The 19,257-nt window shown below is 62.5% G+C and carries 18 protein-coding genes and 1 pseudogene; 2 read left to right on the top strand and 17 right to left on the bottom strand.

Features of this window, described 5'->3' with window-relative positions; translation table 11 throughout:
• Nucleotides 1–117, top strand: a pseudogene (locus AC5XE7_RS12675) (IS5/IS1182 family transposase); the annotation flags it as partial.
• Between the two features lie 16 nt (nt 118–133).
• Here the strand turns inward: AC5XE7_RS12675 and corA are convergent.
• From corA to rimP, 7 genes are all read right to left on the bottom strand, one after another.
• Nucleotides 134–1,225, bottom strand: coding sequence for a magnesium/cobalt transporter CorA (corA, locus tag AC5XE7_RS12680; RefSeq protein ID WP_495366408.1), 1,092 nt, complete (start codon nt 1,223–1,225; stop codon nt 134–136).
• A gap of 165 nt (nt 1,226–1,390) precedes the next feature.
• Complete coding sequence (truB, locus tag AC5XE7_RS12685; RefSeq protein ID WP_495366407.1) at nt 1,391–2,344, bottom strand: tRNA pseudouridine(55) synthase TruB; 954 nt, start codon at nt 2,342–2,344, stop codon at nt 1,391–1,393.
• Entirely contained in the window at nt 2,344–2,748 is a 405-nt protein-coding gene (gene rbfA, locus AC5XE7_RS12690) for a 30S ribosome-binding factor RbfA (protein ID WP_183827994.1), read from the bottom strand. Before rbfA ends, truB begins: the two co-directional genes overlap by 1 nt.
• Nucleotides 2,749–2,857: 109 nt before the next feature.
• The gene (infB, locus tag AC5XE7_RS12695) at nt 2,858–5,500 is read right to left on the bottom strand and encodes a translation initiation factor IF-2 (RefSeq protein ID WP_495366406.1); all 2,643 of its coding nucleotides are present in this window, start codon (nt 5,498–5,500) and stop codon (nt 2,858–2,860) included.
• Nucleotides 5,497–6,147, bottom strand: coding sequence for an RNA-binding protein (locus AC5XE7_RS12700; protein WP_183827989.1), 651 nt, complete (start codon nt 6,145–6,147; stop codon nt 5,497–5,499). The genes infB and AC5XE7_RS12700 overlap by 4 nt, the downstream gene beginning before the upstream one ends.
• Nucleotides 6,148–6,179: 32 nt before the next feature.
• Nucleotides 6,180–7,769: a transcription termination factor NusA gene (nusA, locus tag AC5XE7_RS12705; protein ID WP_239800786.1), complete on the bottom strand. Its 1,590-nt coding sequence runs from the start codon at nt 7,767–7,769 to the stop codon at nt 6,180–6,182.
• 38 nt (nt 7,770–7,807) lie between these two features.
• Entirely contained in the window at nt 7,808–8,476 is a 669-nt protein-coding gene (gene rimP, locus AC5XE7_RS12710; protein WP_495366405.1) for a ribosome maturation factor RimP, read from the bottom strand.
• 268 nt (nt 8,477–8,744) lie between these two features.
• Between rimP and AC5XE7_RS12715 the strand changes: the two genes are divergently transcribed.
• On the top strand, nt 8,745–8,909 hold the full coding sequence (locus tag AC5XE7_RS12715; RefSeq protein ID WP_495366404.1) for a hypothetical protein: 165 nt from the start codon (nt 8,745–8,747) through the stop codon (nt 8,907–8,909).
• Nucleotides 8,910–8,999: 90 nt separating this feature from the next.
• On the opposite strand, the gene AC5XE7_RS12720 is transcribed toward AC5XE7_RS12715, so the two are convergent.
• From AC5XE7_RS12720 to AC5XE7_RS12765, 10 genes are all read right to left on the bottom strand, one after another.
• Entirely contained in the window at nt 9,000–10,544 is a 1,545-nt protein-coding gene (locus tag AC5XE7_RS12720; protein ID WP_495366403.1) for a tripartite tricarboxylate transporter permease, read from the bottom strand.
• Nucleotides 10,545–10,556: 12 nt separating this feature from the next.
• The gene (locus AC5XE7_RS12725; protein ID WP_495366402.1) at nt 10,557–11,042 is read right to left on the bottom strand and encodes a tripartite tricarboxylate transporter TctB family protein; all 486 of its coding nucleotides are present in this window, start codon (nt 11,040–11,042) and stop codon (nt 10,557–10,559) included.
• The gene (locus AC5XE7_RS12730) at nt 11,039–11,944 is read right to left on the bottom strand and encodes a Bug family tripartite tricarboxylate transporter substrate binding protein (RefSeq protein WP_425488658.1); all 906 of its coding nucleotides are present in this window, start codon (nt 11,942–11,944) and stop codon (nt 11,039–11,041) included. Before AC5XE7_RS12730 ends, AC5XE7_RS12725 begins: the two co-directional genes overlap by 4 nt.
• A gap of 201 nt (nt 11,945–12,145) precedes the next feature.
• Nucleotides 12,146–12,850: a tRNA (guanosine(46)-N7)-methyltransferase TrmB gene (gene trmB / locus AC5XE7_RS12735; protein ID WP_495366401.1), complete on the bottom strand. Its 705-nt coding sequence runs from the start codon at nt 12,848–12,850 to the stop codon at nt 12,146–12,148.
• 17 nt (nt 12,851–12,867) lie between these two features.
• Complete coding sequence (metK, locus tag AC5XE7_RS12740; RefSeq protein WP_495366400.1) at nt 12,868–14,133, bottom strand: methionine adenosyltransferase; 1,266 nt, start codon at nt 14,131–14,133, stop codon at nt 12,868–12,870.
• A 147-nt stretch (nt 14,134–14,280) separates the two neighbouring features.
• Nucleotides 14,281–14,703 carry a helix-turn-helix domain-containing protein gene (locus tag AC5XE7_RS12745; RefSeq protein WP_495366399.1) on the bottom strand — a complete coding sequence of 141 codons (423 nt, stop codon included), beginning with the start codon at nt 14,701–14,703 and terminating at the stop codon, nt 14,281–14,283.
• A 138-nt stretch (nt 14,704–14,841) separates the two neighbouring features.
• The gene (lnt, locus tag AC5XE7_RS12750) at nt 14,842–16,434 is read right to left on the bottom strand and encodes an apolipoprotein N-acyltransferase (RefSeq protein WP_495366398.1); all 1,593 of its coding nucleotides are present in this window, start codon (nt 16,432–16,434) and stop codon (nt 14,842–14,844) included.
• Nucleotides 16,435–16,533: 99 nt separating this feature from the next.
• Nucleotides 16,534–17,610 carry a hemolysin family protein gene (locus tag AC5XE7_RS12755; protein WP_495366397.1) on the bottom strand — a complete coding sequence of 359 codons (1,077 nt, stop codon included), beginning with the start codon at nt 17,608–17,610 and terminating at the stop codon, nt 16,534–16,536.
• 30 nt (nt 17,611–17,640) lie between these two features.
• Complete coding sequence (ybeY, locus tag AC5XE7_RS12760; RefSeq protein ID WP_495366396.1) at nt 17,641–18,150, bottom strand: rRNA maturation RNase YbeY; 510 nt, start codon at nt 18,148–18,150, stop codon at nt 17,641–17,643.
• Between the two features lie 8 nt (nt 18,151–18,158).
• The gene (locus tag AC5XE7_RS12765; RefSeq protein WP_495366395.1) at nt 18,159–19,151 is read right to left on the bottom strand and encodes a PhoH family protein; all 993 of its coding nucleotides are present in this window, start codon (nt 19,149–19,151) and stop codon (nt 18,159–18,161) included.
• Nucleotides 19,152–19,257 lie beyond the last annotated feature (106 nt).

The raw sequence follows: 19,257 nt of genomic DNA on the forward strand, positions 1-19,257 counted from the left end.
GAGAACCTGTTCGCCAAGCTCAAGGACTGGCGCCGCATCGCCACACGCTACGACCGATGCGCTCACACCTTCTTCTCAGCGATATGCATCGCCGCAGCCGTCATCTTCTGGATCTGACCAATGAGTCCTGAGCCTAGAGCCATTTTCTCCATTTGAAGTAACCGAACAAAGCGATAGCCACGGCAATCATGAACAGCAATGCCGCCGGATAGCCGTAATAGGCGCGCAGCTCCGGCATGTTCCATGGCGACACGTCCGGATCGAAGTTCATGCCCCACACACCGACGAGAAAGGTCAGGGGAATGAAGATCGTGGACACGATGGTGAGCAGCGAGATGACGTCGTTGGTGCGCGCCTGGCTGAGCGACAGATGCATCTCGATCAGCCCGCTCAGCGTATCACGCTGGCTTTCCACCAGTTCGATAAGGCGCATGGCATGGTCGAGCGTGTCGTTGAGGAAAACCTTGGTCTCGCGCGTCACGAAAGGATCGTCGTTGCGGATCAGGGCCGCAAGCGCATCGCGCAGCGGCCACAATACGCCCTTCAGCACCAGCATCTCCCGGCGCAACGCATGCAATTCCTGCATCTGCCCCTTCTGCGGGCCGCCCAGCATGCTTTCCTCGACCCGCTCGATCTCGTCGCTGATCACCTCCATCGGGGCGAAATAGCTGTCCACGACAGCATCGATCAGCGCATAGGCCAGATAATCGGCCTGCCGGGCGCGCAGGCGGTTTGGGCCTTCGCTGGCGATCCGCCGGCGGACCGGATCGAAGGGATCGCCTTCGCGCTCCTGAAAGGTGATGACGAATTTTTCGCCGAAGAAAACGGAAATCTGCTCATAGCGATGCAGCGCGGCATCATCGACCATCCGCAGCGCGACGAAGGCGTGATCATCGAAGAAATCCACCTTCGGCCGCTGATCGGCATTGACCACATCTTCCATCGACAAAGGATGCAGGCCGAAGGTGCGGCCGATTTCGCCGATGAGGGTGACGTCCGCCAGCCCGACGCAATCGACCCAGATGACGGGCCATTCACCGCGATTGGCGACGATATCGGTAATGCCGGCATTCGCGATGGTGCGGAACTTGTCCGGAGCAATCAGGGTGAGACTGAGCTTCGTGGGGCTTGCGCCGGGGTCGGCAACCAGCGTGCCGGGCGCAGCACCTACCGGGGTGCGCCGCTTGCGTCGACGATGCTTTGTCGCCTTGCCTGCCCTCGACATGGAAGCTCCCGGTTGCCGCTGGAAATGCGGCAACCTTAGAGCATCGAACCGAAAAGTGGAGTCCGGTTTTCGGTGATTCCGATGCTCTATCAATAATTTAGATCGCCCTGCGTCCAAATGGAAGCACGGCGATCTACCCGCTTGCGCGGTCAGTTCAAGAAAGCTTCAGCAGGTGAAGACGCGCTTGGGCTTGAACATGCCCTGCTCGATCGCGCCGATTGCAACCAGCCGGCCGCGCGCGGTGATGCAGGCCTCGTCAGCCTCCACAGGAGCATCCCGGCCGCGCACGACGACCGGATTGCCGAGCCTGATCCGGTTGGCGGCGTCGTCTCCGACCGGCACCTGCGGCAGGCTTTCCAGAGCCGACAACGTATCCACCAGAAGATCATCAAGGGCTGCAAACCGTGCGCCTGCCGGACGCTCCTCGCCCTCCTGCGGCGGTGGCGGAACGGCAGCCTCAAGCTCTTCAAACGTCACGAAATCATCCGCCGTGAAGGGATAGACCTCGGTGCGGCGCAAATCTGCGATATGGCCGAAACAGCCGAGATCGCGGCCCATGTCACGAGCCAGAGAACGCACATAGGTGCCCTTGCCGCACTCGACCTCAAAGATGGTCCTGTCGGCTTCATGGGCCACGATATCGAGGCGCGCAATTTCCACCTCGCGGGGCGGAATTTCCACCGCGGTGCCTTCGCGGGCGATGTCATAGGCCCGTTCGCCGGCAATCTTGATGGCCGAGAACTGCGGCGGAACCTGCAGGATCACGCCAGTGTAATTTGGCAGCAGGGCGCGCACCTCGTCTTCGGCCGGGCGCTTGTCGGAGGTTTTCGTGACCGGCCCTTCCAGATCGTCGGTGGAACGCTCCTCGCCCCAGGCAACGGTAAAGCGATAGATCTTGGCCCCGTCCTGAACATAGGGAACGGTCTTGGTCGCCTCGCCCAGTGCAATCGGCAGCATGCCGGAAGCCAGCGGGTCGAGCGTGCCGGCATGGCCCGCCTTTTCAGCCTGAAACAGCCATTTGATCTTCGAAACCGCCTCGGTCGAGCCCAGGCCCACCGGCTTGTCGAGCACCACCCAGCCGGAAACCGGCCGGCCCTTCTTCTTGCCTCGGCGCGCCACTATTCCTTGTCCTCATCATCATGACCGAGATCGCGCGCCACCTCCGGGGAATGGAGGAGATCGTTGATCTTCTGGAAATTGTCGTAACTGGTATCCAGCCGGAAGCGGAATTCCGGCATGTATTTCATCTGCCTCAGCGCCGGCGACATGCGGCCACGAATGAAGCGGGCATGGCGGTTCAGCGCGGCGATGACAGCGTCATCATCCTTCGCGCCAAGAGGAGCGACATAGGCATTGGCGATTTTCAGATCGGGCGACATGCGTACCTCGGAAACCGAAATCACCGTGGTCTCGATCAGATCGTCACGGATTTCACCGCGCTGGAGCATTTCCGCCAGCGCATGGCGCACCTGTTCGCCGACACGCAGCATGCGCTGCGAAGGGCCTTTTCCTGCATTGGACATATTCTTTTATCCTGAACACGCGAGCGCGGAATTGGACCGCGTCCCGCACGAAACATAAAAAGAATGGCGGCCGGGCGGGCCGCCATTCACTCCGTCGACTGCCGGCGGATTACAGCTTGCGCGCAACCATCTCGACGCGGAAGCACTCGATGACATCGCCGGCTTGGATGTTCTCGTAGTTCTGGAACGCCATACCGCATTCCTGACCAACCGGAACTTCCGAGACCTCGTCCTTGAAGCGCTTGAGCGTCTTCAGCGTGCCTTCGTGGATGACGACGTCGTCGCGGATCAGGCGTACGCCCGCACCACGCTCCACGCGACCCTCGGTCACACGACAGCCGGCGATCTTGCCGACCTTGGTGATGTTGAAGACCTCGAGGATCTCGGCATTGCCGAGGAACGTCTCGCGGCGCTCCGGCGACAGCATGCCGGACATCGCGTCCTTGATGTCGTCGATCAGGCTGTAGATCACGTTGTAGTAACGGATCTCGATGCCGGCAGCCTCAGCCGCAGCACGCGCCTGAACGTTGGCACGGACGTTGAAGCCGATGATCACCGCACCGGACGTCTCGGCCAGCGAAACGTCGGTCTCGGTGATGCCGCCTGCCCCCGAATGAACGATGCGCACGCGCACTTCGTCGGTGCCGAGTTCTTCCAGAGCGACGTTGATCGCCTCGATCGAGCCGGACACGTCGCCCTTGATGACCAGCGGGAACTCCTTGAGATTGCTGGTCTGGAGCTGCGACATCATCTGCTCCAGCGAGCCACGCTGACCGGCATGCTTGGCAGCAGCCTTGTCGCGCGCCTTGCGCTGGCGGTACTCGGTGATTTCGCGGGCGCGCGCTTCGTTGTTCACGACGGCAAAGCGATCACCGGCGCGCGGCGTGCCCTGCATGCCCAGAATTTCGACCGGCATGGACGGGCCGGCCTCTTCCACATGCTCGCCCCGGTCGTTGACCAGCGCGCGAACGCGGCCCCACTCGTTGCCGGCAACCAGAATGTCACCGGGCATGAGCGTGCCGGTCTGCACCAGAACGGTAGCAACCGGACCGCGGCCCTTGTCGAGCTGCGCCTCGATGACCACGCCTTCCGAGGTACGGTCGGGGTTGGACTTCAGGTCGAGGATTTCAGCCTGCAGCAGGATCGCCTCAAGCAGCTTGTCGATGCCGGTTCCCGCCTTGGCCGAAACCTCGACGTCGAGCACCTCACCACCCATGGATTCGACGAACACCTCATGCTGAAGAAGCTGTGTGCGCACCTTCTGCGGATCCGCAGACGGCTTGTCGACCTTGTTGATGGCCACGATGATCGGAACGCCGGCAGCCTTGGCATGGCTGATCGACTCGATGGTCTGCGGCATTACGCTGTCGTCGGCCGCCACCACCAGAATGGCGATGTCGGTCGCCTGCGCGCCACGGGCACGCATGGCGGTGAAAGCCGCGTGGCCGGGAGTGTCGATGAAGGTGATCTTCTGACCATCCTTCTCCACCTGATAGGCACCGATATGCTGGGTAATGCCGCCGGCTTCGCCCGACTGCACCTTGGCATGACGGATGGCGTCGAGCAGCGAGGTCTTGCCGTGGTCGACGTGGCCCATGATGGTGACGACAGGCGGACGCGACACCAGATCGTCGGGATTGTCCGCGATGTTGAACAGGCCTTCCTCGATGTCGGAATCCGCCACGCGCTTGACGGTGTGACCGAATTCGGTCGCCACCAGCTCGGCCGTATCGGCGTCGAGAACGTCGCCGGGCTTCATCATCTGGCCCTGCTTCATGAAGAACTTCACGACATCCACGGCCCGCTCGGACATACGCTGAGCCAGTTCCTGGATGGTGATCGTCTCCGGCAATGTCACTTCGCGCATAACTTTCTCGCGGGGCTCCTGATACATGGCCCGCTTGAATTTCTCCTGACGCCGGCGCATCGCCGAAAGCGAGCGGGCGCGGGCATCGCCATCTTCCGACGAGAGAGCGCTGGTCAGCGTCAGCTTGCCGCGACGGCGATCTTCCTCGCCCTTGGCCTTGGCCGGACGCGCCACTTCAGGCGTCACGATACGGCGGGGCGGCACGCTCGGGCTGCTCGGTGCGCCTGCGCGCTTGACCGGCTTCGCCTCATCCTCATCGTCAGCAGCTGCCTGAGGCGCACGACGACGCGCTTCTTCCTCGGCCCGGCGACGGGCTTCGGCTTCAGCCTGAAGGCGGGCCTCTTCTTCGGCCTGCCGACGAGCGGATTCTTCCCGCTCGCGCTTGCGGCGCTCATCTTCCTCGGCACGGCGGCGGGCGTCTTCGGCCGCACGGGCGCGATCCTCGGCCTCGCGCGACTGGGCTCCCTCAAGCGCACGACGACGCGCTTCCATCTCCTCGCGGGACAGAGCGTTCAGGACCATGCGCTCGGCCGGCGCCGGCGCGCGGGCAGGCTGCTGCGGCCTCGGCGCGACCTTCGGCGCCTGCTGCTGAACGACGGGAGCGGCTTGCTTTTCAACGGGTTCCGGGGCGGGTGCTGCTACCACTTCAGGCGCTGCCGGCGGTACGGGGGCAGGCTGCGGCTTCGGCGCAAACACGGACGGCTCCGGCTTTTCGCCAGGAATGTTGAACTTGCGCTTCTTGGTCTCGACGACGACAGCCTTCGTGCGTCCATGCGAGAAGTTCTGGCGCACGGTTCCCTGCTCCAGGCCCGGCCGCTTCAGCGTCAGGGTCTTCTTCGGCGTAACGCTCAAAGTCTTGTCATCGCCCGATTTCGTATCGCTCATTCCCAATCCTCTGCGGCATCATCTTCGCCAGCGACGGCCGCAAGCATCGCCAGATCGTCCGGGGATCCGCCCCGGTAACGGTCGAGCGCAACCATGCGCTTCTGCACCGCCGTTCCCGCGTCCGACGCGAGAACGGCTGCATGTATCACATTTGTGCCCCCCAATGCCAAACCCAATTCAGCTTCGGGGAAAAGTTTGTAGGCACGGATAGCGGGTCCGCCCAGATGCACGGTGGCACGGCGGGCCTGGCTGATCTTTCTCACGCCGTCCTCAGCGGCTTCTTCGGCATGAAGAACAAGCAGCGCTTCACCGCTGCGCACCGCTGCCTCAACCTTGGTGGCGCCGAATATGACCGCTCCCGCCTTGCGGGCAAGGCCGAGCATGCCAAGGGCAGACCGGGCCAGCAACCCGTCGACCAGAGCGCCGAGTTCAGCAGGCACGTCCACCTTGGTCTTGAAGGCGCGTGAAAACAGGTTTTTCGCCGCCGCCTTGTCTACATGTAGGCGATCGGCACTCACCCAGCAACCACGGCCGGGCAGATTTCGCTTCAGATCGGGGACGACGGCCGAATCCGGGCCGACAACGAAACGGATCAGTTCATCCGTTTCGGCTGTCTTCCTCGTGACGATGCAGGTGCGATCGTTCATATCCGACAAAGGGTGCCCCGGTCTCCATCACGTCACGCGTCGGCGTCAGCTTCGGCCTCTTCGGCCTCAGCTTCGTCGGCGGTGATCCAGCCAGCCTTCAGGCGGGCGGCTACAATCATCTGTTCTGCATCCGTATGCGAAATGCCGTGGCTTGCCAGAACGCCGGGGAAAACCTTGGTTTCCCCATCCTTGCGCTCCTTCCAGCCGGCGAGATCGTCGGCCGCATATCCGGCGAAATCCTCTACGGTCTTCACGCCGTCCTCGCCAAGCGTCACCATCATCGCAGTGGTCACACCGGGGATTTCGCGCAGCTCGTCCTCGACGCCAAGCTCCCGGCGCTTCGCATCATGCTCAGCCTCGATGCGCTCCAGATATTCGCGGGCGCGGGTCTGGATTTCAACGGCGGTGTCGTCATCGAAACCGTCGATGGACGAAATCTCGTCAGCATCGACATAGGCCACTTCCTCGACGCTGGTGAAGCCTTCCGAGGCAAGAACCTGGCCGACCATCTCATCCACGTCGAGCGCATCCATGAACAGGTTGGAGCGTTCCACGAATTCCTTCTGGCGGCGCTCGCTCTCTTCCTGCTCGGTCAGAATGTCGATGTCCCAGCCTGTGAGCTGCGAGGCAAGGCGCACGTTCTGACCGCGGCGGCCGATGGCCAGCGAAAGCTGATCGTCGGGCACCACCACCTCGATGCGCTCGGCATCCTCGTCGAGCACGACCTTGGCGACCTCGGCGGGCTGAAGGGCGTTGACGATGAAGGAAGCGGCCGAAGGCGACCACGGAATGATGTCGATCTTTTCGCCCTGAAGCTCGCCGACAACGGCCTGAACGCGCGAACCGCGCATGCCGACGCAGGCGCCGACGGGATCGATGGAGGAATCGCGGGAGATGACGGCGATCTTGGCGCGCGAACCCGGATCACGGGCAACCGACTTGATCTCGATGATGCCGTCGTAGATTTCCGGCACTTCCATGGTGAACAGCTTCGCCATGAACTGCGGATGGGTGCGCGACAGGAAGATCTGCGGTCCGCGCTGCTCGCGGCGCACGTCGTAGACATAGGCGCGCACGCGGTCGCCGTATTTGTAGATTTCACGCGGAATCAGCTCGTCGCGGCGGATGATGCCTTCGCCACGACCGAGATCGACGATGACATTGCCATATTCCACGCGCTTGACCGTACCGTTGACGATTTCGCCGATGCGATCCTTGTACTCGTCATACTGGCGGTCGCGCTCGGCCTCGCGCACCTTCTGGACTATGACCTGCTTTGCCGACTGGGCGGCGATGCGGCCGAAATCCATCGGCGGAAGCTGCTCTGCGATGAAATCGCCGAGCTGCGCGTCGGGATTGCGCTCACGCGCCGTGACCAGCGCGATCTGCGTGGCGTAATCCTCCACGGTATCGACGACCTCCATCAGCCGCTGGAGCTTCATCTCGCCCGTCTGCGGATTGATGTCGGCGCGAATGTTGGTTTCCAGACCGTAGCGCGAGCGCGCTGCCTTCTGGATGGCGTCGGCCATGGCGTCGATGACGATCTGCTTGTCGATCGACTTCTCGCGCGCGACCGCATCGGCAATCTGCAGCAGTTCAAGCCTGTTTGCGCTTACAACCATGTCTATCTCCCTGAACCGGGCCGCTTCCTCGCGACGGTTCAATTCGCTTCGTGTTCGTTTCCGTCTTCGGCGTCGTCTTCATCAAACGCCTCGTCGGTTTCGTCCTGATTCTTCTTCGCTTCCTTGCGGGCGCGATTGTCCTTCGACAACGCATCGCGGATGAGGTCATCGGTCAGAATCAGGCGCGCTTCGGCGATTGTATCGAAAGGCACCTGCACCGAAGGCTCCTCGCCATAGGCGGGCACATCGCGCAGCACCAGAATGCCTTCGTCGTTCACCTCGGTGATCCGACCCCTGAAGCGCTTGCGCTCGGCAACCAGGGTCGAGGTCTCCATCTTCACCAGATGGCCGAGCCAGGTGGCGAAATCGCCCTTGCGGACCAGCGGCCGGTCGATACCCGGCGACGACACTTCAAGATGATACGCCTTTTCGATGGGATCTTCCACATCGAGCGCCGGCGAGACGGCGCGGCTCAGCTCCTCGCAGTCCTCCACGGTCATGGTGCCGTCTTCACGCTCGGCCATGATCTGAAGGGTGAGGCCATTCTGGCCCGACAGTCGCACGCGTACCAGCCGGAAGCCGATGCCGCGCATCACCGGCAGAATGATCGCCGCAATGCGCGCATCAATGCCGCTCTCACGGATGATGCGATCATCACCGTTGTCGCGGTCGGGGCGGTCGTCGCCGGAAACTTCGCTTGCCGTCATATGATTCCTGATCCGAAGGCCGGCAGGTAACAAAAAAGAGCGGGACCGGATGGACCCACTCTTCGTCATACCGACCAAGAATTTGCACGCTATATAACCGAATTCAGCACCGGGTTCAATAGCGGGCGCCAGCCACCACCAATTTGCACAGACGTGCGGCAGACGCAGGCCACGCATGCGCGACATGCCATGGAAGTGCCCGGATTCGCCTCCTATATGTATGCTGCATCGCACAACAAGATAATGCGATGCAGCAAAGGATGAAGAGATGAACCGTTACAAGCCGTTCAACCGGCTCGGCACCTTCCTCGGCATGATGGGAAGCGCGGTTGCCGCAGCCAGTGCCGTCGAGCGCGGCGTTGCCCCGGAAGCACGTCACCTGCGCAAGCTGGGCATCGACCCGAAGCAGTTCGGTCAGATCCGTCTCAGCTGACGGCTGAACAGCAACTCTGTTCGGGATGGGCCGACAAGACGAAGGGCGCCCCTGCGGACGCCCTTTTTTGCTCTCCGCTTCCTGCTTTGCTCAATCCTCGTCGGTCGCAAACTGGGCAAGCATCTTGCCCTTGCCTTTGGCGCGCAGGTAAAGCGGCAGCGCCACCGCGAGGATCGCCAGAACCCACAGCAATATGGCGATCCATGAGCGGAACAGGATCGCAGGATCGCCCTGGCTTATCTGCAACGCCTGACGCAGGCTCTTCTCCGCCATCGGCCCCAGAATGAGGCCCACCACAACCGGCGCGATCGGGTAGCCGAAGCGGCGCAGCCCGTAGCCAAGAATGCCGAACAGCATCAGAAGCAGAAGGCCGAAGGACACCGGCACCGGCCCGATGAAGAAGGTCGAGCCATCGGCGCCGATGGTGCCGAGCGTGGCGAACACGAGAATCCCCGCATAGAGCCACGGCTTGGGTATGGAAAGCAGCTTCACCCACAGGCCGATCAGCGGCAGGTTGAGCACCAGCAGCATGAAATTGGCCACCAGCAGGCTGGCGATCAGCCCCCAGACCAGAGGGGCGTTTGTGGCGAACAGCAACGGGCCGGGCTGCAAGCCGAACTGCTGGAAGCCGGCCAGCATGATGGCCGCGGTGGCTGTCGTTGGCAGGCCAAGCGTCAGAAGCGGCACAAGCGTGCCGGCGGCCGATGCGTTGTTGGCGGCCTCAGGACCGGCAACCCCCTCGATCGCCCCCTTCCCGAACTCTTCGGGATGCCGGGCGAAATTCTTTTCAGCCGAGTAAGAAAGGAAGCTGGAGACATCCGCACCGCCCGCCGGCATGGCCCCGATCGGGAAGCCGATGGCGGTGCCGCGCAGCCATGGTATCCAGGAGCGGCGCCAGTCCTCGCGGCTCATCCACACCGAGCCCTTGACCGTTTCCACCTTTTCCTCACCCATGTTGCGCTGGGCAACGACCGTGAAGGTCTCGCCGATGGCGAACAGCGCGACCGCCAGCGTGGTGACGGAAATGCCGTCGAACAGGTTGGGCATGCTGAAAGTGAGCCGCGCCTGCCCGGTCAGCTGGTCGATACCGATCAGGCCAAGTGCAAGACCGATGAACAGCGCGGTCAGGCCACGCAGGGTCGATTCGCCAAAAGCGGCCGAAACGGTCATGAAGGCCAGCAGCATCAGCGCGAAATATTCCGCAGGCCCGAAGGAAAGCGCGAATTTCACAACGGAAGGTGCGATGAAGGCGAGGCCCAGCGTGGCGAGAAGCCCGGCCACGAAAGAGCCGATGGCCGCCGTGGCAAGTGCTGGCCCCGCCCTGCCCGACTTGGCCATCTTATTGCCTTCCAGCGCCGTGACGATCGAAGCGCTTTCGCCCGGCGTGTTGAGCAGGATCGAGGTGGTCGACCCGCCATACATGCCGCCATAATAAATACCGGCGAACATGATGAGAGATCCGGCAGGGTCGAGCTTGTAGGTCACCGGAAGCAGCAGCGCCACGGTGAGCGCCGGGCCGATGCCCGGAAGGACGCCGACCGCGGTTCCAAGCGTGACGCCGATCAGCGCATAGAGCAGGTTGGCAGGATCCATGGCCACCATGAGGCCCTGACCCAGCAGGCTGAATGTATCCATGTCGCTCTCCGCTCAGAAAAGGCGTTCGAGAGGACCGGCCGGCAAGGTCAGTTGCAGCCCCTTGGCGAACATCAGCCACACCAGCAGCGCGAAAACCACGCCGACGGGAAAGGTGATCCACATCTGTCCCTTGCCGAAGGCGCGGGCGGTAGCGGCAAACAGAAAGCCGGTGGCGATCGAAAAGCCTATCGTCTTCATGGTCAGCATCTGCGCCACCAGACCGCCGAGAACCCAAAGCATGGGCGGGAAGTTTTGCGGTTCGCGCTCCGGAAAATGCCCCCGCATGGCCTCTATGGCGGTGAACACCGAGAGGATGAACAGGCCGCCTGCGATTATGTAGGGAAAGGTTTTGGGGCCGACCGGCGAGTAACCCGCAACTGCGCTCGACAGCGATGTGCTCCACGCGATCACTATCGCCACGGCGGCAAGGACGGCGGCTATGCCCAGCGCCGCCTTGTCGGGGCGGCGCTGGAGGTTACGCGAACCCATGTCGCTCATTTGACGAGACCGATGTCTTTAAGAATGGCCGTGGTGTCGTCGGTGTCCTTCTTCAACTGCTCGACGAAGGCATCGCCGGCCAGATAGGTGTCGGCCCAGCCCTTGTCCTTCAGGGTCTTCTGCCAGCTCTCGGATTTGGCCATTTTCTCGATGTCGGACTGGATAGCGGATTTCTGCTCGTCGGTGATGCCGGGAGCTGCCGCCACCATGCGCCAGTTCTGGATCGACACGTCGACGCCGCCTTCCCTGAAGGTCGGCGCATCGATGCCCTCGACGCGCTCGTCGCTGGAAATGCCGATGATGCGCAGCGTGCCGGCTTCGATCTGGGAAGCGAACTCGCCATAGCCCGAAATGCCGACGGTGACCTGATTTCCGAGAATGGCGGCAAGCGCCTCGCCACCACCGGCAAAAGCGATGTAGTTGACCTTGGTGGGATCAACGCCCACAGCCTTTGCGATCAGGCCGGCCGTGATGTGATCGGTGCCGCCTGCCGAGCCGCCCGCCCACGAAACGCTGCCCGGATCGGCCTTCAGCTTCTCGGCCAGCCCGGCCATGTCCTTGATCTCGGATGCGGCAGGAACGACGATTGCCTCATATTCTCCCGTCAGCCGCGCGATCGGAGTCACCTGATCGAGCGTGACCGGCGATCCGTTGGTCAGGATCGCGCCGACCATGACATAGCCACCCACGATGAGCTGTGAGGGGTCGCCGGATGACTGGTTGACGAACTGGGCCAGGCCGATGGTGCCACCGGCACCCGGCACGTTCAGCACCTGAACGCTGCCGGAGATTTTCTCGTCCTGAAGCGCAGCCTGCATGGAGCGCGCTGTCTGATCCCAGCCGCCCCCGGGTGCGGCCGGAGCCATGATCTTGTAATCCTCGGCCATCGCCGGCATGGCCATGGCGCCGGCAATGATGGATGCCCACACGAACTGCTTCACTGGATTTCCTCCCTTGGAGCCTGCCTCATGGCAGGCTGACATCTGCCGGCTCCCGTGCCGGCCGGCTCATCGCTGAGCCTCGACCGACAAGTTGGCATCAGATGCAGAAGGGCGCAAGCGCCCTCATCCTAAGGTCCAAGATGCTGGCGGACGGAAAGGATTTCAGGCGCGCAGAAACGTCAGATAGGCGGGCGTTCGGCCCTCACGCAGGGCCTTCGCCTCATAGCGGGTGCCCGGCCAGCCCTCGTAGGGCGTGTGCCAGTCAGCCGCTTCGCTGGCCTTCCACTCAAAAGCGGAATGCGCATGGCAATGCTGCAGCGTCCAGTTCACATAGGTATCGATGTCGGAAGCGAAGCGGAAACGTCCGCCCGGCTTCAGCACCCGTGCGAAGCGATCGAGATTGGCGGCATTGACGAAACGACGCTTCCAGTGTCGCTTCTTCGGCCAGGGATCGGGATAGAAAAGATCTATGCCGTCGAGAGACTCCGCAGGCAGCCAGTCGAGCAGCAGCGTGGCGTCCTCGTTGAACAGCCTGATATTGTCCAGCGGCTGGCGCTCCAGCGCCGCCGTCATCTTGGCCATGCCGTTGACGAACGGCTCCACCCCGATGAAGCCGGCATCGGGGTGGGTCGCCGTCTCATGCAGGAGATGCTCGCCGCCGCCGAAGCCGATTTCAAGCCGCACATGCTCCACCTGCGCGGTGAAAAGCTGGCGCAGGTCCTCAGGCGCGGGGCGGGACAAATCCAGCCCCATCGTTTCGAGGCCGGAGGCGAGCGCATCCGTCTGGCCGGAGCGCAGGGGCTTGCCCTTGCGCCGGCCGAAGAACGCCTCGCTTGTGCGGCTGGGTCTGGTCGCTTCAGCAGACACGGCTTCGACTATCCCTTTCAGGCGGAAACCGCGTCCCGGAGTGCCTTCACCAGATCGGTCTTTTCCCAGGAGAACGACCCGTCGCGGCCGGCCTTACGGCCGAAATGGCCATAGGCCGAGGTCCTGGCGTAGATCGGCTTGTTGAGGTCGAGATGACGACGGATGCCGCTCGGCGACAGGTCCATGACCTTGCGCAGCGCCTCTTCCAGAACCGATTCCTCGACCTTCCCGGTACCGTGCAGGTCGACATAGACCGATAGCGGCTGGGCAACGCCGATGGCGTAGGAAAGCTGGATGGTGCAGCGCTCGGCAAGCTTGGCGGCAACGACGTTCTTGGCAAGGTAGCGCGCGGCATAGGCAGCCGAACGGTCGACCTTGGTTGTGTCCTTGCCGGAGAATGCGCCGCCGCCATGGGGCGCGGCACCACCATAGGTGTCCACGATAATCTTGCGGCCGGTGAGGCCGGCATCGCCGTCAGGCCCGCCAATGACGAACTTGCCGGTCGGGTTGATGTACCAGTTGCAGTCGGCGGCGATCTTCAGGTCGCCCAGCGCCTCGCGGATATAGGGTTCCACGACCTGCCGAACCTTCTTCGAATCCCAGCTTTCGTCGAGATGCTGGGTCGAAAGCACGATCTGGGTGACTTCCGTAGCCTTGCCGTTCTCATAGCGGACGGTCACCTGGCTCTTGGCGTCGGGGCCAAGCTTGCCGACATCGCCCTCGCCCTTGTGGCGGGCGGCGGCCAGCAGTTCGAGGATCTTGTGGCTGTAGTAGATCGGCGCCGGCATCAGGTCCGGCGTCTCACGGCAGGCATAACCGAACATGATGCCCTGATCGCCAGCACCTTCCTCGCCCTGACGGTCGGCGGCATTGTCGACGCCCTGTCCGATATCCGGCGACTGGCCATGCAGCAGCACGTCGATCTTCGCCGTCTTCCAGTGAAAGCCGTCCTGCTCGTAGCCGATCGCCCTGATCGCCTTGCGGGCGGCAGCGCGGATCTTCGAAGGGTTGATCACGGCGTGACCCGAAGCGTCCTCGAGGATCCTGCCGTCCTTGTCCTTCTTCAGCAGCGTTTCAGGCACGCGCACTTCGCCTGCGATCACCACGCGGTTCGTGGTGGCCAGCGTCTCGCACGCCACGCGCACTTTCCAGGGGTCCATGCCGCTTTTCTTCGCCTCGCGATAAACGAGATCGACGATTTCATCGGAAATGCGGTCACAGACTTTGTCGGGATGGCCTTCGGACACGGATTCCGAAGTGAAGAGATAGTTCTGACGGCTCACGGGATGTCCCCTCTGGAAATGCCGAAGCTCCGTGCCCGGCGTTGCGTCGATATGGCGCGCAACGTGTTAGCGGGGTGGCGCGCGAGTCGTCAAGCTATGGGAATGCCCTCGGGGAAGGACTTTCCCTCAGGCCGCGAACGGCAGCACTTATTTGTCGGCATCGTCGGGAGAAAGGGATTTCACCAGTTCCACGATCCTGCGGCGAACCTTGGGATCGTTAATACGGGCGAATGCCCGATTGAGCTGAATACCCTCGGCGCTGGAACAGAAATCCATTACGGATGTCATGGAGGCGTCTTCCGCGAAACCGCCTCCCGATGTCGACTCATCGGTCGGCGCGTTCTCGAAAAAAAACGCCGGCGGCACTTCCATGATCGACGCGATCGCCTGCAGGCGGCTTGCGCCTACACGGTTGGTGCCTTTCTCGTATTTCTGAATCTGCTGAAAGGTAATCCCCAGGCTCTCGCCAAGCTTCTCCTGGCTCATGCCCAGCATGTTACGGCGCATTCGTATGCGGGCGCCTACATGCGCATCGATCGGGTTAGGCTTCTTTTTGCTCTGATCCGCCATTCGTTCCTCGCCGAATTCCTCCGGCATCTCGTTATTTAAACGCCTTACTTTTTCGGCCCGCACATGGCTCGAATGGGTCCGTGAACCTAGCACAAGAAAGCAGTCTCAATAGAATATGAAATTCTAATATATGACGAGTCAATTCGTTCGTAGGCTCTGCCTTACATTCACGACAAAGGCACCGATCACAAGAAGCATCACCAGAATTATGCCATTTATGCGACGCTGGCGCTCAGTTATGGTTTCCGCAAGGTAAATGGGAATGCGAGAATCGATTATTCCCTGAGTGCCGATCGCCAGCCCGTCGATGACGATGCCGCGTTGTCCGACAACTCCGGAAATGCCTGTATTGGCGGCCCGCAACAGCGGCCGTCCGGTCTCGACGGCACGCAGCTGAGCCTGCCGGAAATGCTGATAAGGGCCCGGCGTGTTGCCGAACCACGCGTCGTTGGTGACATTGATCATGATGTCCGCGGAAGCAGAATCGGCGGCCACCAGTCCGGGGAAAATCACCTCGTAGCAGATGAAGGGCGAGGCTTTGACGCCACCCGGCAGGGAAATATCCAGGCGCTGGTTGCCGGCATCAAAGTTCATCGGCCCGGCGACAAGCTGCTCGATGCCGATCGAAGCGAAGAGATCGGCGAAGGGGATGTACTCGCCGAACGGAACCAGATGCACCTTGTCGACCGCATCGACGATTTCGCCCCTGTCGTCGATCGCCACGACAGAATTGTAATAGCGGGTGCGGGTTCCCGGCCCCGACGCCGCTTCTTCGCGCACGATGCCGGCCACCAGCAATTGTCCCTCCTGCAAGACCTCACCCAGCGCTGTCAGAGCGTCGGGACGGTCGGTGAACAGGAAGGGCACGGCCGTCTCAGGCCAGATGATAAGCTGCGGCCGCGCCTGCCCTTGTGCCGGCGGGCGCGCCGACAATTCGATCAGCGACGCGAAGATGCGGTCCCTGACTTCCTTGTCCCATTTTTCAGAAAGGTCGACATTCGGCTGGACGATGCGCACCTGAAGATATTCGGACTCTTCGGCAGCCGGCTTGGTAAGCCGATAATAACCGAACCCCGCATGCGAGATCAGCAGAAGCGCGAACAGCGCCGCCCCCAGGCGCCGGCCTGATTTGTCCACCAGAAGCGCCGGCAGCCCGAAGACGAATACGGCCAGCGCGTTCATGCCGTCCATGCCGATCACCGAAACGCTCTGCATCAGCATCGGCACCGGCATGGCGGCATAGCCGATGGCGTTCCACGGAAAGCCGGTGAAGAGAAAACCGCGAAGCCACTCCGCTATCGCAAAGCCTGCGGCAAGGGCGGCGATGCGGCCGATGCCGCTGCCCCACATGGCACGGGCGATTGCCGCCCCCAGCCCGTAGAAGAAGGCAAGCAGCAACGGAATGCCGATCATGGCGAAGGGAAGCGCCCAGGCAAAGCTCTCAGCTTCGACCAGCAGGGCCGTGCCGATCCACCACAAGCCGCCGAGGAAGTAGCCGAAGCCGAACCACCAGCCCACCGCAAAGGCAGGTTTCAGACGCCCGATGCGACTGACGGTGGCGTCGCCGGTGGTGCCATCAAGCAGCCAGACCAGAATGGGAAAGGAGATGAAGCAGGCTGCCGGAAAATCATAGGGGGCCTGCCCCAGAACGGCAAACATCCCGGCGAGGAAGGCGATCAGCGCCCGCCGCCATCCCCAAAGCAGCACTATCTGGCCGGCAAGGCGTTGCATGAGACCTTCCGATCAACGCGAATCACAGATCAACCTAGCAGGCGCGAGTCCGCAGGCCAAACGCTACAGTTGTACAGAAACCCGCTACAGCCCGCCCGATCAGGCCTGCTCCGCCCGTATTACGCGCTTGCGGCGCTCGCCCTTGGACAGTTGCACGATCCGCACGCGCTTGATGCGGCGCGGATCGGCGTCCAGCACATGGAACTCGAAGCCGGGAACGGCCTGAACCACCTCGCCACGCGCTGGCACCCGGCCAAGCGTGTTGAAGATCATGCCGCCGATCGTATCGACGGATTCGCCATGCTCGCCGGGCGCGAAATCCTCGCCGATCATGGCCTGCACGTCCTCGATCTCGGCCTTGCCGTCGACAATGAAGACGCCGTCGCCCGCCTTGGTGATCAGCGCTTCCTCGTCATCGTGCTCGTCCTCGATGTCGCCGACGACCATCTCGACGATGTCTTCCAGCGAGGCCAGACCGTCGGTGCCGCCATATTCGTCGATGACCAGCGCCATCTGGATGCGCGCTGCCTGCATGCGGCCCATCAGGTCGGAGGCCAGCATGGACGGTGGCACGAACAGCACCGGGCGCATGAGGTTGAGTTCACCGATGGTGCGGGAAAGATCGACCTGAGAGAGGTCGAGCTGAGCACCGGTCGGGGTGGTCTTGCGGGTCGCGCGGCGCTTCTTGCCTCGGGCAAGGCGCGTGATGTGGCCGAGCAGATCGCGGATGTGGACCATGCCGCGCGGATCGTCCAGCGTCTCGCAATAGACAGGCATGCGCGAGTGGCCGGACTGCTCGAACACGGTCATCAGATCCGCCAGCGTGGTGCCAAGCTCGACCGCCTCGATGTCGGCGCGCGGCACCATGACGTCCTCGACGCGGACTTCGCGCAGCCGCAATATGTTGTTGAGCATCGCCCTTTCGCCGGGCGAAAACGCCTCGCCATCGGCACCGGTCTCGGCAAGAGCGTCGACGATCTCTTCGCGCAGGTTGGTGCCGTTGCGCGGCCTGAACAGGGCCTTGAACTTCTGGACAAGCCCGGGTCCGGCAGGCGTGGCCTCATGCGGCTGGCTGCCGGTTACGGTACTCGGACTGGGGTCCTCGTCCGGATTCTCGGGCAGGTCCCGAGCGCTGCCTGCATCATTGTGCCGGGCAGTATTTGGCGTGTCGTTCATCGTCGTCCGGTCAGTTTCTCAAAAACGTAATTACGCATAGGGATCGGGAATGGCAAGCCTTGCCAGAACCCGTCGCTCCAGAGCTTCCATTTCCTCGGCCTCTTCATCGCTCTCGTGATCGTATCCGAGAAGATGCAGAAATCCATGCACAAGAAGATGACTGATATGGTTGGCGAGCGGCTTGTTTTCCAGTTCCGCTTCGCGAAGGACCGTCTCGGCCGCCATCACGATATCGCCAAGCATCGGCGGCTGAATATCTTCTTCCAGCTCAAATGCGGGAAATGACAGCACGTTGGTCGGCTTGTCCTTGCCCCGCCATTGGGCATTGAGCTCCTGAATGCGGGCATCGTCACAGAAGACGACACTGAGTTCGCTCTGCCCAGTCCAGCCCGGCTGCAATTCATCGAGAACAGCGCCGACGGAACGTTCCACGAGCCCCATAAGCTCGCTCTCTGGCGGCCAGTCGCCTGCCTCCAGCAACAGGTCTATATCCACGGGAAGCGGCGCGGACGCCGCCGGATCGCGATCCTGGATGGACATGCGGCGCGTCAGCCTTCCACGCCCAGACCGCGCGAAACCTTGCCGTCTCGGTCATAGGCCCTGACGATTTCGGCCACCAGCGGATGGCGAACCACGTCCACATCGTTGAAGCGCACGGTGACGACACCCGAAACGCCATCCAGCACGCGCAGCGCCTCCACAAGGCCCGATTTCGTATTGGGCGGCAGGTCGATCTGCGTCGGATCGCCGGTGACGATCATGCGCGAATTCTCGCCAAGACGCGTCAGGAACATCTTCATCTGCATGGAGGTGGTGTTCTGCGCCTCATCGAGGATGACGGCTGCATGCGAGAGCGTGCGCCCGCGCATGAAGGCCAGCGGCGCGATCTCGATGACGCCTGCACCAATCGCCCGCTCCACCTTGTCGCCCGGCATCATGTCGTAGAGCGCATCGTAGAGGGGCCGCAGATAGGGATCGACCTTCTCCTTCATGTCGCCCGGCAGGAAGCCAAGCCGCTCGCCCGCCTCCACCGCAGGCCGCGACAGGATGATGCGCTCGACCATGCCGCGCTCGAGCAGCATGGCGGCATGCGCGACGGCCAGATAGGTCTTGCCCGTGCCGGCAGGCCCGACGCCGAAGACCAGCTCCGAGCGCTCCAGCGCGCGCATATAGGCATCCTGATTGAGCGAGCGGGCATAGATGGTCTTCTTGCGGGTGGAAATCTGCGCGGCCGACATCTTGCCCTTGCGCTCCATGGTGGGCAGCACCAGCTGGTCGTCGGCCGCAACGGCCATGCGCACGGCGCCATCGACATCGGACTGGCCGATATCGGCGCCCTTCTGGAGAATCTCGTAGAGGCTGTCGAGCGCCCGGCGCGCCTGCTCGGACGCCACCGCAGAACCACGAATGCTCAGCTGGTTGCCGCGCGAGCGGATATCGACACCGAGCTTCTGCTCCAGCCGCGCCAGATTTTCGTCAAACTGGCCATACAGGGCGCCGGCCAGCTTGTTGTTGTCGAAGGTGAGTACGATGTGGGCCATATCTGAAGCCCCTGACGGGGCGCTGGAAGATGGGCCGTTACCGGACGTGGCATCGGGGCTCGTATTCGTCAGGTCGGTTGCGCTCAACCGTCTCTCCAGATCTGCC

This window comes from Aquamicrobium sp. YD-1-mutant5 (assembly GCF_059509755.1).